This is a genomic window from Nocardia sp. FBN12 (assembly GCF_054031145.1).
On record NZ_CM132926.1, the window covers coordinates 5,938,066 to 5,953,738 of the forward strand.

At 67.6% G+C, this 15,673-nt stretch carries 13 protein-coding genes and 1 pseudogene; 6 read left to right on the forward strand and 8 right to left on the reverse strand.

What is annotated here, in order from left to right; genetic code table 11:
* Positions 1-55: 55 nt before the first annotated feature.
* The gene (locus ACWZHB_RS28060) at positions 56-1,123 is read right to left on the reverse strand and encodes a DNA polymerase IV (RefSeq protein ID WP_427904774.1); all 1,068 of its coding nucleotides are present in this window, start codon (positions 1,121-1,123) and stop codon (positions 56-58) included.
* A gap of 104 nt (positions 1,124-1,227) precedes the next feature.
* Here ACWZHB_RS28060 and ACWZHB_RS28065 point away from each other — a divergent pair.
* Positions 1,228-1,635: pseudogene (locus tag ACWZHB_RS28065) on the forward strand (PaaI family thioesterase); the annotation flags it as partial.
* 225 nt (positions 1,636-1,860) lie between these two features.
* On the opposite strand, the gene lon reads toward ACWZHB_RS28065, so the two are convergent.
* Positions 1,861-4,368, reverse strand: coding sequence for an endopeptidase La (gene lon, locus ACWZHB_RS28070; RefSeq protein WP_427904775.1), 2,508 nt, complete (start codon positions 4,366-4,368; stop codon positions 1,861-1,863).
* 188 nt (positions 4,369-4,556) lie between these two features.
* On the opposite strand from lon, the gene ACWZHB_RS28075 reads away from it, so the two are divergent.
* A complete protein-coding gene (locus tag ACWZHB_RS28075) occupies positions 4,557-4,964 on the forward strand; it encodes a YciI family protein (RefSeq protein WP_427904776.1) in 408 nt (135 codons plus the stop codon).
* Positions 4,961-6,100, forward strand: coding sequence for an RNA polymerase sigma factor (locus ACWZHB_RS28080; RefSeq protein ID WP_427904777.1), 1,140 nt, complete (start codon positions 4,961-4,963; stop codon positions 6,098-6,100). The genes ACWZHB_RS28075 and ACWZHB_RS28080 overlap by 4 nt, the downstream gene beginning before the upstream one ends.
* Positions 6,101-6,197: 97 nt before the next feature.
* On the opposite strand, the gene ACWZHB_RS28085 is transcribed toward ACWZHB_RS28080, so the two are convergent.
* Genes ACWZHB_RS28085 through ACWZHB_RS28095 form a run of 3 tightly spaced genes read right to left on the reverse strand, consistent with a single transcriptional unit; the run spans position 6,198 to position 8,248 of the window.
* A complete protein-coding gene (locus ACWZHB_RS28085) occupies positions 6,198-7,271 on the reverse strand; it encodes a DUF3068 domain-containing protein (protein WP_427904778.1) in 1,074 nt (357 codons plus the stop codon).
* The gene (locus tag ACWZHB_RS28090; RefSeq protein ID WP_082844323.1) at positions 7,268-7,438 is read right to left on the reverse strand and encodes a DUF2613 domain-containing protein; all 171 of its coding nucleotides are present in this window, start codon (positions 7,436-7,438) and stop codon (positions 7,268-7,270) included. Before ACWZHB_RS28090 ends, ACWZHB_RS28085 begins: the two co-directional genes overlap by 4 nt.
* A gap of 30 nt (positions 7,439-7,468) precedes the next feature.
* Positions 7,469-8,248: an Rv1157c family protein gene (locus ACWZHB_RS28095; protein ID WP_427904779.1), complete on the reverse strand. Its 780-nt coding sequence runs from the start codon at positions 8,246-8,248 to the stop codon at positions 7,469-7,471.
* Positions 8,249-8,331: 83 nt separating this feature from the next.
* Here ACWZHB_RS28095 and ACWZHB_RS28100 point away from each other — a divergent pair, with 83 nt between their 5' ends.
* Entirely contained in the window at positions 8,332-8,949 is a 618-nt protein-coding gene (locus ACWZHB_RS28100; protein WP_427904780.1) for a TetR/AcrR family transcriptional regulator, read from the forward strand.
* Positions 8,950-9,266: 317 nt separating this feature from the next.
* On the opposite strand, the gene ACWZHB_RS28105 is transcribed toward ACWZHB_RS28100, so the two are convergent.
* From ACWZHB_RS28105 to ACWZHB_RS28115, 3 genes are all read right to left on the reverse strand, one after another.
* The gene (locus tag ACWZHB_RS28105) at positions 9,267-11,009 is read right to left on the reverse strand and encodes a serine/threonine-protein kinase (protein ID WP_427904781.1); all 1,743 of its coding nucleotides are present in this window, start codon (positions 11,007-11,009) and stop codon (positions 9,267-9,269) included.
* Positions 11,010-11,194: 185 nt separating this feature from the next.
* Positions 11,195-12,079, reverse strand: coding sequence for a hypothetical protein (locus tag ACWZHB_RS28110; RefSeq protein WP_427904782.1), 885 nt, complete (start codon positions 12,077-12,079; stop codon positions 11,195-11,197).
* Positions 12,080-12,084: 5 nt separating this feature from the next.
* Positions 12,085-12,873 (reverse strand): 3-hydroxyacyl-CoA dehydrogenase family protein, encoded by a 789-nt coding sequence (locus tag ACWZHB_RS28115; protein ID WP_427909325.1) that lies wholly within the window; start codon positions 12,871-12,873, stop codon positions 12,085-12,087.
* 279 nt (positions 12,874-13,152) lie between these two features.
* Between ACWZHB_RS28115 and ACWZHB_RS28120 the strand changes: the two genes are divergently transcribed.
* Positions 13,153-14,508, forward strand: a complete 1,356-nt coding sequence (locus ACWZHB_RS28120; protein ID WP_427904783.1) for a hypothetical protein — start codon at positions 13,153-13,155, stop codon at positions 14,506-14,508.
* A 98-nt stretch (positions 14,509-14,606) separates the two neighbouring features.
* Positions 14,607-15,398 carry a TIGR03084 family metal-binding protein gene (locus ACWZHB_RS28125; protein ID WP_427904784.1) on the forward strand — a complete coding sequence of 264 codons (792 nt, stop codon included), beginning with the start codon at positions 14,607-14,609 and terminating at the stop codon, positions 15,396-15,398.
* The last annotated feature ends 275 nt before the right edge of the window (positions 15,399-15,673 follow it).

The following is a 15,673-nucleotide window of genomic DNA, read 5'->3' on the forward strand; positions in this document are numbered from 1 at the left end:
CCCTCCACAACCCCTACGCACAGTCGCGAGCCGGGACCGCGCGCTGTTGGGCCGGTCAGGGTGGGAGGAGTTCCAGGCGGACGCCGAGGAGGCGGACGGGGCGGTCCAGGTCGAAGCGGGCGATGATCGCCAGGGCCGTGTCGGTGATAGTGGCGATGTCGTCGGTGGGGGAGGGGAGTTTTTGCTGTTTGCTGCGGGTGTAGAAGGTTTTGGTGCGGACGGTGACCGCGACCCGGGTGCTGATTCGGTGGTGTTCGCGCATTTCCCCGGCGACTTCGGTGGCGAGGCGGGCGACCTCGCGGCGGATCTCGTCGGGGTCGGTGAGGTCGTGCGGGAAGGTTTCGGATTTACTGCGGCCCACCGGGATTCGCGGGGTGGTCGAGAGTTCGGTGTCGCCTTTGCCGTGGCCGAGGACCCACAGGTAGGGGCCGGTGCTCGGGCCGAATTCGGCGGCAAGGCGTGCGCGGTCGGCGGCCATGAGGTCGGCGACCGTGGTGATGTCTAGATCGGCCATGCGCTTGGCGATGCGGGCGCCGACGCCCCAGAGCGCGTCGGTGGGGCGGTGGCCCATGAGTTCGGTCCAGTTGGCGGCGGTGAGTTCGAAGATGCCGGTGGCGGCGCCGGGGTCATGTTCGGGTTCGGCGGAGGTCTTGCCGGTGGATTTGGCGAAGCCGGTGGCGAGCTTCGCGGTGAGCTTGTTGTCGCCGATGCCGACCGCGCAGGTGAGGCCGAGTTCGATGATCGCGGTGCGGATTTCGGCGGCGAGCTGCCATGGGTCGCCGTCGGTGGCGACGAAGGCCTCGTCCATCCCCCACACCTCGACCGCGCCCGCCACCCGGCCGAGCGTCGCCATGATCTCCTCGGAGGCCACCTCGTACGCCGCCATGTCGACCGGCAGGAAAACGCCATCGGGACACTTGCGCTGCGCCATCTTCAACGCCATCCCCGCACGCACGCCATAGGCACGCGCGGGGTAAGAAGCGCAGGTCACGACCTTGCGAGGCTGTGCGGGATCACCTTCGCCGCCGACGATGACCGGCTGCCCGCGCAGCTCGGGGCGACGCCGGAATTCCACCGCCGCCTGGAACTGGTCGAGATCCACATGCAGGAGCCACCGAGGCACTGTTCCGTCATACCCCATGGCACCGACAATCCGGCGTAACCGGGCGTGGCAATATCCGTAGCGCGCCAACCGATCACGACTGAGCTCGAAGAACGGAACACCCGATGCCGACCGAAGCCACCACCCTCGACCTCGACCTGGCGCGCCAGGTACTCGCCGCGCAACCGTTCGCCCGTCTGGTCGGCACCGAGCTCACCGAATTCGGCGATGGGGCAGCCACTCTTGTCATCGACATTCAGCCCGAGCACGGCCAGCAGTTCGGGTTCGTGCACGGCGGGGTGCTCGCCTACGCCGCCGACAACGCCCTCACCTTCGCCGCGGGCACCGTCCTCGGCCCCAATGTCCTCACCGGCGGCTTCACCATCACCTACCTGCGCCCAGCCCAGGGCGAGCGCCTGCGCGTGCACGCCACCGTCCTCGGCGCCACCCGCCGCCAAGCCGTCACCCACTGCGACGTCTACGCCGAAACCGAGGGCGAGGAACCCATCCTCTGCGCGGTCGCCCAGGGCACCACCCGCCGCGTCGAAAAGGACCTCGCCCCCTCGGCCGAGGAAGACACCGAATTCGACGACGATGCCGAATTCGACGACGACCAGGACAACTACGACACCGACCAGCTGACGGTGGTCACCGTCAACGGCCCGGAACTCCCGCCGACAGTCAGCCGGTAAACGGAACTGTCAAGGCACGGCCAACGGGCCGTGCGCGATGTGCACACGGCCCGTTGCCGGTTGGGATCAGGCGCTGACGGCGAAAGGCTTGCTTTCGGCGGCGGGTTCGGCGATCGGTTCGATGGCGTAGGCCAGGATGTCTGCCACGTCGGCGACGGGGCGGACATTCAGGGCGGCCAGGACCTCGGCGGGGACTTCGTCGAGGTCCGGTTCATTGCGGGCCGGGATGAAGACGGTCTTCAGGCCGGCTCGCTGGGCGGCGAGGAGCTTTTGTTTCACGCCGCCGATGGGCAGCACGCTGCCGTTGAGGGTGACCTCGCCGGTCATGCCGACATCGCCGCGGACCGGGCGGCCCAGCGCCAGGGAGACCAGGGCGGTGACCATGGTGACGCCTGCCGATGGGCCGTCCTTGGGAACTGCGCCCGCGGGGAAGTGGATGTGGATGTTGCGGTCGAGGACCTTGGGTTCGATGCCGATTTCCTCCAGGTGCGAGCGCACGTAGGTGAGGGCGATCTGGGCCGACTCCTTCATGACGTCGCCGAGTTGGCCGGTGAGCGTGAGGGAACGCTCGCCCTCGGCGCCGTTGGCCTCGATGTAGAGCACGTCACCGCCCGCACCGGTTACCGCGAGACCCGTGGCCACGCCGGGGACCGAGGTGCGTTCCATCGAGTCCGGGGTGAAACGGGGGCGGCCGAGGTAGTCGGTGAGGTTGTCGATGTCGACTGTCAAGCTCGTCACCTGACCGGCCGGTTGTGGGCCGGATTCGATGTCGATGACGTTGTCGTACCCGAGTTCCGGGTCGTAGCCGAGCACCGCGCCCTCACCGAGCGAGCCCTTGTCGACCAGCGCGGTGTCCTTGTCGAGCGCAGCGTTGCCGAGCCCAGCGTCCGCGCCGACGCGTGCGTCGCCCGTCACCAGGCGAGTTGCCGCCTTGCGCAAGGCTTTTGCCACCAGCCGCTCCATCTGACGAACCCCGGCCTCGCGGGTGTAGTTCGCCGCGACCTCACGCAATGCCGCGTCGGTGATCGAAACCTCTTCCGCGGTCAGCGCATTGCGCTCCAGCTGACGGGGGACCAGGAAGTCGCGAGCGATGGCGACCTTGTCGGCTTCGGTGTAGCCGTCGACGGTGATGAGCTCCATGCGGTCCAGCAGGGGACCGGGGATGGTGTCCATGACGTTGGCGGTGGCGATGAACAGGACGTTGGACAGGTCGAGGTCGAGGTCGAGGTAGTGGTCGCGGAAGGTGTGGTTCTGCGCGGGGTCAAGGACCTCGAGCAGGGCCGCGGCCGGATCACCACGGAAGTCCGACCCGACCTTGTCGATCTCGTCCAGCAGGACAACGGGATTCATCGAACCCGCCTCCTTCACCGCACGCACGATCCGGCCGGGCAGCGCGCCGACGTAGGTGCGGCGGTGGCCACGGATCTCGGCCTCGTCGCGCACGCCGCCAAGGGCGACGCGAACGAACTTGCGGCCCAGGGCCTTCGCGACCGACTCACCCAGCGAGGTCTTGCCGACACCGGGCGGACCGACCAGCACGAGCACCGCGCCGGACCCACGTCCGCCGACGACCTCGAGACCACGCGCGGCCCGCCTCGAACGCACCGCCAGGTACTCGACCATCCGGTCCTTGACCTCTTCCAGACCGTGGTGGTCGGCGTCGAGCACCGCGCGAGCGGCCGAAACATCGGTGCTGTCTTCGGTTTTCACCGTCCAGGGCAGTTCGAGCACAGTGTCGAGCCAGGTGCGGATCCAGCCGGATTCCGGGCTCTGGTCGCTGGCGCGCTCCAACCGGCCGACCTCGCGCAACGCCTCGGCGCGCACGTTCTCGGGCAGGTCGGCGTTCTCCACGCGGGCGCGGTAGTCATCGGCGCCGTCGGGTTCGTCCTCGCCGAGCTCCTTGCGGATGGCGTTGAGCTGCTGGCGCAGCAGGAACTCGCGCTGGCTCTTCTCCATGCCGTCGCGGACGTCTTCGGAGATCTTGTCGGTGACCTCCACCTCGGCGATGTGGTCTTTGATCCAAGCGATCTGCTTGGTCAGCCGCACGGTGACATCGGGAGTCTCGAGCAGCTCGCGCTTCTGATCGTCGGACAGGTACGGCGCGTAGCCCGCGGTGTCGGCAATGGCCTCCACGTCGTCGAGCTGGTTGACGATGTCGATGATCTGCCAGGCCTCGCGCCGCTGCAGCACGGCGACGACCAGCTTCTTGTACTCGGCGGCGAGCGCGGTGGTGTGCTCGTCGGGCTCGACGGCCTCGACGAGTTCGGCCTCCACCCATAGCGCGGCACCCGGCCCGGTGACCCCGTGCCCGATCCGCGCGCGGCGCTCGGCCTTCAACACGGCCGCGGGCGCGCCACCGCGCATCCGGCCGACCTGTTCGATGGTGGCGACGACGCCGTAGGAGGCGTACCCCTCGTCGAGGCGCGGCGCGACCAGCACCGAGCCGGTTTTGGCCGCCTGCGCGGCATCGATGGCGGCCTGCGCGGATTCGTCCAATTCGATGGGCACGACCATGCCCGGCAGCACGATCGGATCGGTCAGGAACAGCACCGGCAGGTTCTGAGCTGAAGTCATGTCGACCCTTCCAAAGTTGAGCTTTGCTGACTCAACATGGACCCCCGGTGGTTTGTTCCTGCAGGTGGCGTCGTTCACTCACGGCGAAAATAATCGATCGAAATTCTTTTGCCGTGGATGTCGAGAACGCGTGGGTGGCTCCGTCCCAGGGGTACAACCCACGAAGGACACGAACCGAGGAGAACATCATGGCCAAGTACCTGCTGCTCAAGCACTACCGTGGCGCGCCCGCGTCGGTCAACGACGCGCCGATGGATCAGTGGACGCCGGACGAGGTGTCCGCGCATGTGCGGTACATGACGGATTTCGCCGATCGCCTGCGCTCGACCGGCGAGTTCGTCGACGGTCAGGCGCTGTCCACCCAGGGCACGTGGGTCCGCTCGGATGGCGAGGGTCGCCCGCCGATCACCGATGGGCCGTTCGCGGAGACCAAGGACCTGATCGCCGGCTGGATGGTCATCGACGTCGAGACCTACGACCGGGCGCTCGAACTGGCCGGGGAGCTGTCGGCGGCACCGGGCGCAGGTGGGAAGCCGGTGCAGGAATGGCTCGAACTGCGGCCGTTCTACACGGAGTTGCCCACGGTGACCGAATGAACGAGGCGCTGCTGCGCGAGCTGGTCCCCGCGGTGATCGCAATCCTGGTCCGCCGCGGGGCCGAGTTCGCCGCGGCCGAGGACGCGGTACAGGAGGCGTTGATCCGGGCGCTGGAAAGCTGGCCCGACGATCCACCGCGCGATGCGAAGGGCTGGCTCGTCGCCGTCGCCTGGCGAAAGTTCCTCGACGCGGCGCGCGCCGAAACATCTAGGCGGGGAAGGGAATTCGCGGTCGATGCCGAGCCCGAAGCCGGGCCGGTGCCCGCTACCGACGACACGCTGTGGCTGTATTTCCTGTGCGCGCACCCTTCGCTGTCGCCCGGCTCGGCCGTCGCGTTGACCTTGCGCGCGGTCGGCGGTCTGACAACGCGGCAGATCGCGACGGCCTACCTCGTGCCGGAATCGACTATGGCGCAACGGATCAGCCGAGCCAAGAAGCGCATCACCGGCTTGCCGCTAGACCGGCCAAGCGACCCGGCCACCGTGCTGCGCGTGCTCTACCTCGTCTTCAACGAGGGCTACAGCGGCGACCTCGACCTGGCGGCCGAAGCCATCCGGCTCACCCGCCAGCTCGCCGCCGCCACCGGCGAACCCGAGGCCTTGGGACTGCTCGCGCTGATGCTGCTGCACCACGCCCGCCGCGCCGCACGCACCGAGGGCGGGCGCCTGGTGACACTGGCCGATCAGGACCGATCCCGGTGGGACACAACCCTGATCGCCGAAGGGGTGATGATTCTGCAGGCAGCGCTGGCCCGTGACCGACTCGGCGAATACCAAGCCCAAGCCGCGATCGCCGCCCTGCACGCCGACGCCCCGAGCACCGCCGAAACGGACTGGGTACAGATCGTGGAGTGGTACGACGAGCTGCTCGCCCGCACCGACAGCCCGGTAGTCCGCCTCAATCGCGCGGTCGCGGTAGGCGAGGCCGACGGACCCCGCGCCGGACTCGCCGCCCTGGCCGAACTCGACCCGGAACTGCCGCGCCACACCGCGGTTCGCGCCTACCTGCTCGAACGCGCGGGCGAGCTCGAGCAGGCCGCCACCCTCTACGCCGAGGCATCCCGCACGGCCACCACCGTGCCGGAGCGAGACCACCTCACCCGCGAAGCAGCCCGGGTGCGCCTACTCCTGTCCTGAACCGAAACGACCTCGGCCTCCCCGGGTTGAGGGCCGGGGAGGCCGAGGTGGTGGAAGGGCGTCCCGGGTTGAGGACCGGGAGGCCGAGGTGGTGGCCTTACAGGTTCGAGGAACGAATCCGCTCGGTCGGGGGATCGAACGGGCGGCCCGAGGTGGAGCCGGCGCTCAGGAATCCGAGGACCGCGCCGCCGATGAGGAACAGGGCGGCGAGGATGCCGAGGATGATCGGCAGGGTCTTGCCGAACAGGTCGAGCTTGTCCAAGCTCTCCTGGGTGACGGCCATCTGGGCGTCGATCGTCTCTTCGTCGAAGACGAGGTGCGACTTCAGGATGTTGACGTCCACCTGCTCGGCGCTACGGCCGTAGTACATGTGCAGGCTCTCGCCACCCTTGAGGACCGCGCCGGTCCTCGGCTCCACCCACACGTCGCGGGTGTTGGTGTAGAAGCGGGTCATGGTGACCGGCTCGGTGCCCTCGAGGCCCCACTTGGCGGCGGGCAGCGCGAGCTTGTGGGACGGGTGCTGGACGACGTCCCACATGTTCGTCACCGGGATGGTCTGCCGGAAGTGGTAGACCGGCACGCCGTTGATCTCCGACTCCTCGATGAAATCGATGTCGTAGGTGGCGCGGGCGTTGAGGTCGAAGTACGGGTACGACTTCTTCTCGGTGCCGATCGGGAAGCGGTACTGCAGACCGCGACGCTGCTGCTCGGTGGGGATCGCGGCACCCGACTTGGGGTCCTGAGCCACGGCGATCGAACCGTTGGGCGAGGCGTCGATCGGCGCGCCGGTGACGCGGTCGAGGGTGACGCGGTCGACCGAGGCGGTGAGCAGGCCGTCCTTGGGGTCCTGGTCGTCACGACGCAGGGTCTGGCCGGCCTGGACGGTCATCTCGTCGGCGCCCGAGGGCTCCTCGACCGTCAGGAAGCGCTGGGAAACGAGCGGCACGTTGGTGTTCACCTTGGCAGCGCCCTCGGTCGCGGTGAGCGACTTCGCGTCCAGCACCAGGCTTTCCTCGCCGGGCACGCTCTTGGCGATCGTGGTGATGCGCAGGTCGAGCGGGGTCTTGGCGACCTTGCCGACCGTGTAGGTGGGGATCATGATCGAGGCGGCGAGCAGCAGCGCGCCGAGGCCGACGAGGATGCAGGCGATGAGCCTGCGCACGTTGCTCATCGCGAGCCGTACTGCACGTTGCCCAGCAGCGACGAGCCCGGGTCACCGGACTCCTCGGGCGCCGGGATCGAATTCTGTTGCGCGCCCGCGGTGATGCCGAGAACGGCAATCACCCCGATGACCGCGCCGGCCAGGCCGCTGACCAGGCCGGGGACGACAAACTTCATAGATCGAACTCCAATTGCGTGGTGCGAGACTCAGCCGACGGAGAAGAACCCGAGGGTCGGGGCGAACGAGCAGGTGCGGTCACCATCGGCGGTGGCCGTGGTGAGCGAGCCGGTGATCACGGCGGCGACCCGGCCGGGGCCGGTGTCGGCGATGGCGGACAGGGTGGCCGGACCATCGGGGTTGATACCCGCCGCGGTGGTGAGCGGCTGGGTGCCGGTGCGACGGTTGTCGAGGTTGACCCACTGCACCGTCATCGGTGGATTCTGTACGGCGGTAGCGCTTTTCGTGCCGAGCGCGGTGAAAACGAAGCCGGTCTGGCCCGCGGCCGGTCCGGGCGGCGGCAGCTGCGCCGGGCCGGGGACGGCCAGCGCGGTGCCGACGGAATCCGAGGTCGGGCCGATGCAGCCCTTGCCGATGGTCGGGTAGAGGAACTGCGCGATGCGCGGACCGTCCGAAGGCGGCAGGTCGGGACCGCCGCCGCCACTGCCGTCGAGGAAGGTGATGACCCTTTCGAGGGTGGCCTTGACCTGCGCGGGGATGCCGGGCGTGGCCAGCAGCACGCGCGCCTGAGCCAGGATCGCGGCCTGTCCACCGTCGGCGATGGGGCCGGGGGCGGAGATGGCGCCTACGATCGTCGGTGCCAGCGCAGCGAGCGTCCCCGAGGGAACGTTCTCGGCGATGGCAGGGACACTCGGCTGTGTCGCGGCGGACTGCGGGGCAGCCATCGTTGGCGTGGGTGCCACGAGTGCCGCACCCGCCGCTAGTACGAGGGCGGACAATGCGGTCCGCGATGCTCGGGTGCTCAGCACTGGTCGGCCGTCCTTTGTTCGGTGGATAGATGAAGCGACCCGGAAAGGTCAGTGTTATCCCGGGTTTCAGATACTTTGGAGAGGTGACTACAGCGGACAGGCGGTATGGGGGTCGTACGGTCGTCGCGCGTAAAGCCGAACGGCGACTGCGATTCCTGGAAGCAGCGACGCGAATCTTCGCCGAACGTGGATACGCCACGTGCTCGCTCGCCGAGGTGTGCGCGGCGGCGGGCCTGTCCAAGCGGCAGTTCTACGAGGAGTTCGAGACCCGCGAAGACGTGCTGCTCGCGGCCTACGACCGAATCCAGGACGACGCGGCGGCCGCGGTGGGCACCGCGCTGGTAGCGCTCGGCTCGACCGATCCACAGCTCGCGCTGCGGGCCGGTTTCGGCGCGTACCTGGAGTCGCTCGGCTCTGACCCGTATCGCGCGCAGGTGGCGCTGATCGAGGTGGTCGGGGTGAGCGATCGGATGGAGAACCATCGCCGGACCCGCAGACATGCCTGGTCGGCGCTGATCGAGGGCGCGCTGAGCCAGGTGGGCGTGCGGTTGCGTGGCGACGCCGAGCTGACCACCGCGTTGATCACCGGGGCGGTCACGGGTGTGGCGCACGAGTGGTTGCTGCGCGAGACGCGCCCACCCGTCGACGAGCTGGTCGATCTGCTCACCGGCGCGGCGCTGGCGCTGGTCACGTTCGACTGACATCCGGGCAGCCGTCGGGACGGTGGCAACTTCGCTCACCTGCCGCCTGCTCAATCGACTCCCTTTCCAGACATTGTGAGACCGACTGGCTTCACAGTGTGGGCGAGAGTTTGACATATTAGTGACCCAGATCGCAACGGCAGAGTTTGCGAGACCGACGCTACCTGCGGGTATGAACTCGCGGCGGTTCCCGTCTGCGGCGTGACATCGCGTTTCACGTAGAGGTTTGCTACTGGACAAACGACCGGGTGCGCTCGCGCCGAGGCACCCGCGGGCTATCCGGCGGCAACCTGTTCCAGTTCGGTGGGAGTGCATCGTCAGCCTTTGCGCAGGGTGCCGGCGATGGTGCCGCCGAAGAAGCTGGGGGTTTCGTAGGCGAGGGTGCCGTCGGGTCGCAGGGTGGCCGTCGACGGCTTGCCCTGATCGGCGCAGCCGGGGCCGCTGGTGAGTCTGGCGCGGAAGGTCAGCCGGTCGGCAGTGGCGGCGGTGAGGGTCTCCGCGCGTTCGCACCGCTCGCGGGCGAGGGTGCCGGTGTTGGCGGCCACGGCGAGTTCCTGGCCTACCGCGCCTTCGGCGATGGTGAGTTCGATGTCGAATTGGACGAGACCGTCGGCGGCGCGGCCCGTCCAGCTGCCGACGAAGGCGGCCGGGACGGTGTTCGCGCCCGATGCGGTGTCGGTCGATGTGGGCTCGGTGGGATCCGTGACGGTCGGATCAGCGGCGTCGGTGGTCGGTCCGATGGAGATGCGCATTCCGCCGGTGGACTCGGCGTTCAGCTGGGTGCCGATCAGATAGGCGCCGCCCCCGACAGCCAGCGCGACTGTGACCCCCGCGGCGATCAGCAGGGTGCGGGTGCGCCGCGGTGCGGTGGTGCGTGGCGGCGTGGGCGTGGCGGCGTGGTTGTGCGGTGCTACAAGGGGCGGCGGGGTGAATTCGCTGCTCCGCGCACTGGAATTCGATCCGGCGTAGGTGGCAGCTCGCTCGGATGTCCGGGATGGATCGGTCGTGAATCCGCTGTGTTGTCTATAAGGAGTCGGCGAGGTGACGTTCGGCATGGACGAGCCGGTCGGAAAGCTCTGCGGCGGGCTCGCGGTGGGCAGGTTCGGAGCTGAGGTCGCGGTCGACCAGCCCGGTGCGGCGGTCGCGGTGGTGCCCGGATGCGGTGGGTCGGCGGGGCCTGAATCCAAGTCGAGCAGACGGACGGCGGCAGCGCTGATGTGTCCTATTACTTGTGGCGGTAGCCAACCGGCGCGTTCGGGGGCGCCGATGCCGGCCAGTTCCGAAAGGACTTGTTGTGGTGTCGGTCTGGCGGCGGGATCCTTGGCGAGACAGGACTCGACCAACGGCCGCAGCGACGCGGGGAGTCCGTCGAGGCGCGGTTCCTCGTAGACGATGCGCCAGAGCATCTGCATGACCTCGGCGGTACCGAAGGGGCCATGGCCCGAGGCAGCGAAGACAAGGACGCCGCCGAGGGCGAAGACATCACATGCGGGACTGAGGGTTTCGCCGCTCACCTGCTCGGGGCACATGAAACCCGGTGAGCCGAGGAACTTCCCGGTCGTGGTGAGGGCGGAATCCGCGATCACCCTGGCGATCCCGAAATCGATCACCTTGGGCCCGTCGATCGCGAGCATCACATTCGACGGCTTCAGATCACGGTGCACGATGCCCGGCGCGTGCACTGCGACGAGCGCTTCGGCGAGCCCGCGCGCCAACGCCACCAGCGAGGGCTCGGCGAACGGCCCGAATTCGGTCACCGCGTCGGTCAACGAGATCCCGGCGACGTACCCGGTGGCCAGCCACGGCGCCTCGGCATCGACATCGGCGTCGAGCACCGGTGCGGTGAAAGCACCGCCGACGCTCTGCGCGGCCGCGACTTCGCGACGGAACCTCGCGCGGAATTCACGATCGATCAGATCAGGACGGATCACCTTCACCGCGACGGTGCGGCCACCCGGATTCCGCCCCAGATACACCTTGCCCATGCCACCCGCACCGAGCACACCCAGCAGGCGGTAATCGCCGATCCGCCGAGGATCGTTCGGGCCTAGCGGTTGCATAGCGGGGTGGTTCCTCCGAACACGAGCTGCGTGTTGTGCGGCTGGCGCCGCGGTTCTCGGCGCTTGACTCCACCTCGAGAACAACATCACACGACCCGGCCACTGTAGCTTTCCCCGCCTGACGGCGCGCGTTCTCGGACGACGTGATCAAGGCACCACCCGCGGCCCTGCTACGGGTGCCCTCGTTACAGGTCGGCCAGCGCGATGCCGGTGAGCGGGCTACCGATCCGGACGAGGTCGGTATCGATGCCGGTCCCGACATCGACCTGGCGGATCGTGCCACCCAGATCGCTCACATAGAAGCGGGAATCGAAACCGGTCACCCCGATCGCCTCGTGGTACCCGGTGGACAGGATCGCCGGGGTGCCCACCTCCGGTTGGACCTCGGCTGTGTACAGGGCGTTGCCGTGGGGGGCGGCGCCGCGGTCGGTCCAGATGAGATCACCGACGTGGAGTTCGATGTCGATCGGCTCGGGCAGGTTTTCCCAGAGCAGTTCGATGTCGGTGCGGGCAGCGGGGTCGGCACCGGGAGGCAGATCCAACGGGGCGCGGAAGATCCGGCCGTCACCGGCCTTGGCCGCGCCCTTCTGGGTCCAGTACAGCAGGCGGCGGTCGAGGTCGAGGCAGACGCCGACGCACCAGTCGCGCTCGATGGCACTGTCGTCGCCGGTTACCACGAGGGCATGGAGGTCGTCACCGTTGAGATCGCAGGTGAGGACCTGCATGCCCTCGCGATCACACCAATACAGCCTGCCCCCTTCGAAATCGGCGGCGAGCTGTTTGCCGGTGGTGAAGGCGCCGATCGCGACGATCGTGGTGCGGTTGCCGCCGTCGAGGTCGACGCGTTCGATGGAACCGTTGCGGGAGAAGAACTCCGGCTCGACGCCCGGCACGGGGCGTGCGTCGGGTGTGCCCATGTTGGTCCAGTAGATATGGCCGCGCAGCTTGTCGACGACGACACCGTCGGGAACTCGGCCGAGGCCGTCGACCACCGTGCGCACCTGCTTGCCGTCGAGCGAAACAGCGTGCATCACACCGGCTTTGATGTCCAACGCCACTATTTCGGTCATGTGCCCTACTTCGGCTTCGGGTAGTCGTTGTAGAAACCCTCGCCGGTCTTCGCCCCGAGCTTGCCCGCGTCGACATACTTCTTCAGCAGTTCGACCGGGCCCTTCGGCAGATTCGGGTTCTCCTGCTCGTAATGCTGCTCGATATCGAGCACCACATCCAGACCCACCTGGTCCATCATCCGGAACGGGCCGGCCTTGGTGCCGAAATTCTGCATGAACATCGCGTCGATGTCCTCCGGAACCGACACACCCTCGTAGACGACCTCGAGCGACTCGCGTTTGATGGCGGCCCAGATGCGGTTGAAGATGAAGCCCGTCGACTCCTTGCGCACGAGAAACGGGTGTACGCCGTACTCCGGGAAGGTCTTCAGGACGAAGTCGAGGACGTCCTGGGAGGTGTTCCCGTCCGACATCACGTCGAGCACCGTCGACTGCGGTGGCATGTAGAAGTGGGTGTTGAGCATCCGGTCGTTGGTCCGCAAGCCCTCGGTGAACAACCGGCTCGCATACGACGACGAGTTCGAGGCGACGATCGCGTCGGCTTCGGCATCGGCGTCGAGCTGTGCGAAGACCTTCTTCTTCAGGTCCAGAATCTCCGGCACCGCTTCGACCACCAGCCACGCGCCCTTCACACCGATCGCCTGATCGGGCACATATTCCGCGGTCCCCACCTTGCCGTTCGGCACCGTGGCAGCCACCTCGGGCAACTGTTTCTCCACGAACGTCACGGCCGCGTTGCCGACCTCACCGTCGGGATCGATGATGCGCACTTCACCGCCCCTGGTGGCGAACATCAGGGCAATCCGTCTGCCCAGCGTCCCACCCCCGATCACGGCGACCGGACGCTCGAAATGATTCTGCGGAACACTGCTCACGGCGACTCCCTTTGCACAGGCGGCGGGAAGAACTCGGTGACCAAATCGACAGCCATGCCAGCCTAGCGCCGAGGGCCGGCAACCCGGTCGCCGGACGCACCCGAATCGGTGGACACCCCGTCACGACCGGTGCTTATGTGGTTGCCTTATCCTCACGTCAGCACATTTTTTCGCGCGTCAGCACTAGGGGGCTCCTCGATGACCACACTGGCCTCCGGACTCTTCATCGACTGGGAAGATCTGACGGGGCAGTCGAAGTTTGTGGTCGAGCTGATCAGTTTTCCGATTTTCAGTGCGCTCGCGGGATGGCTCACCAACTGGACCGGCGTGCTGATGCTGTTCTGGCCGCTGTATTTCAAGGGCTTCCGGGTACCGATGCTGCATGTGCTGTACCCGTATCTGCCACGGCGGGTGCAGGTGCTGCCGACGTTTTCCGGGGATGGGCGCAAGCTGGGCTTTCAGGGGTTCATCCCGGCGCGCTCGGAGAAGATGGCCAGCATCTGCGTGGACAAGGCGCTGATGCGGATCGGCAGTCCGCGCGACTTCATCCACGAACTCGACCTCGACGGGATCGGCGATTATCTCGCCGAGCGGGCGCGCGACGAAGTGGCGCCGATCGTCGACGAGATCATGAACCGGGAGAACCCCGACCTGTGGCGTTCGCTGCCGCGACCGGTGAAACAGGCCATCTACCAGCGGGTGGACCGGCAGTTGCCCGCCTTGTGCCGGCGCGCGTTCGAGAGCCTGGGCGACACCATCGACCAGCTGCTCGATGTGAAGAACTTCGTGATCAGGTACCTCGAGCAGAACCCGGCCATCCTCAAGGACCTGACCACCACCATCGCCGCGCCGGAGCTCAAGTTCATGGCGCGGATCGGGCTGCTCGGTGCGCCGTTCGGGCTCGTTCTCGCTCTCTACCTGCATATTCACTCGAGCATTCCCTACTGGGGGGCGATTCCGGCCTGGGTGATCGTGCTGTTCGCCTCGGCCATGATCGGGGTGACGGTGAACGTGATCGCGATCAAGATGGTGTTCGAACCCGGCGACCCGCAGCCGCGCTACAAGTACCTGTGGCGCCAGGCGCTGCTGGCCAAACGTCAGCCGCAGGCCGCCACCGACCTCGCGCACATCCTGGCCTACCAGGTGCTGACCGTGGAGAACCTGTCCAACGAGCTGCTGGAAGGGCCGAACGGGGACAAGACCCGCCAGCTCATCGAGCGGGTGGTGTCGGAGGAGATCCACAAGCAGCTCGGCGCTACCGCCTTCATGGTGCGGGCCGCGCTGGGCAAGCGCCAGTTCGAGAATCTGGCGGTCTCCGGCGCCGGTGCCGGGCTGATCTCGGCGCGCACGATGATCTCCGACGAGCAGTTCGTGCTGGAACAGGCGAAGAAGATCGACGACTTCGCCGCGCGCAAGCTACGGACACTGACGCCCGGCGAGTTCATGGAGATGTTCTACGCGTCGGTCGAACAGGACGCGTGGTTGCTGTACCTGCACGGCGGCGCGCTCGGCATCGGCGTCGGTGCGCTGCACCTGTTGACCTTCGGCTGGTAATAACAAGCACGCGTGCTTGCATTTTTCGATGGTCGCTGCGACTCTTGGTGACGACGGCGCACCGGTACCGGGTCGCGCCATGATCGGCAAGGGATTCCATGGCTGACCTCGCAGCGCTGCTCGACGATTTCGCCGCCGAATGCGCGGATCTCGAAAACCTGGTCGCACCGCTGACCCCCGAGCAGTGGCAGACGCCCACACCCGCCCCCCACTGGGACATCGCCACCCAGATCGCCCACCTGACCTGGACCGACGAGGTTTCGGTGATCGCCGCGACCGATGCCGATGCCTTCGCCGCGTTCGTCGCCGAAGCCGCGCCGCGGGTGCTGACCGTCGTCGACGAAGGTGCCGAGGAAATCGCCGAGACCCCGCCCGCCGACCTGCTGGTTCGCTGGCGGGCAGGTCGCGAACGGCTGATCGCCGCGCTGGCCGCCGTCCCCGCGGGCACCAAACTGCCCTGGTTCGGCCCGCCGATGAGCGCCGCGTCGATGATCTCGGCCAGGATCATGGAAACCTGGGCGCACGGCCAGGACGTCGCCGACGCGCTCGGCGTGACCCGCGTCCCCACAACCCGCCTGCGCACCGTGGCCCACATCAGCGTCCGCACCAGGAACTTCGCCTACATGGTGAACGGCGAATCGGGCCCGGCAGAGGAATTCCGGGTAGAACTCACCGCCCCCGACGGCACGCTCTGGACCTGGGGCCCCGAAGACGCCCCCCAGCGCGTCACCGGCCCCGCGGTCGACTTCTGCCTGATCACCACCCAGCGCCGACACCGCGCCGACACCGCCCTACGCACCGAGGGCCCCGACGCCGACCACTGGCTAGGCATCGCCCAAGCCTTCGCGGGCCCCCCTGGACAAGGCCGCGAACCCGGCCAGTTCACCTGACCAGGCCCCGAACAGGCGAGCGCCCTTCCCTGAGCGCCATTCGTGCCGACTGCCCCGGACATCATTGGCCGGGGGTAGACCTGCCGTGGCAGTCGTGAATGACGCTCGCCTGCCCCCTACAGGTACCCCTTACCCGGTGTGAGAAACACTTACCCACCCGAAAACACACTCCGACTAGGAGTGATACGGCATCGTTTCGGATGTGGCTCTGATCTCAGCGGTGTGAGGCGCCCCGCGTGCGCGGTACTCGGTACCGTGGGTATCAGCACGTGGCT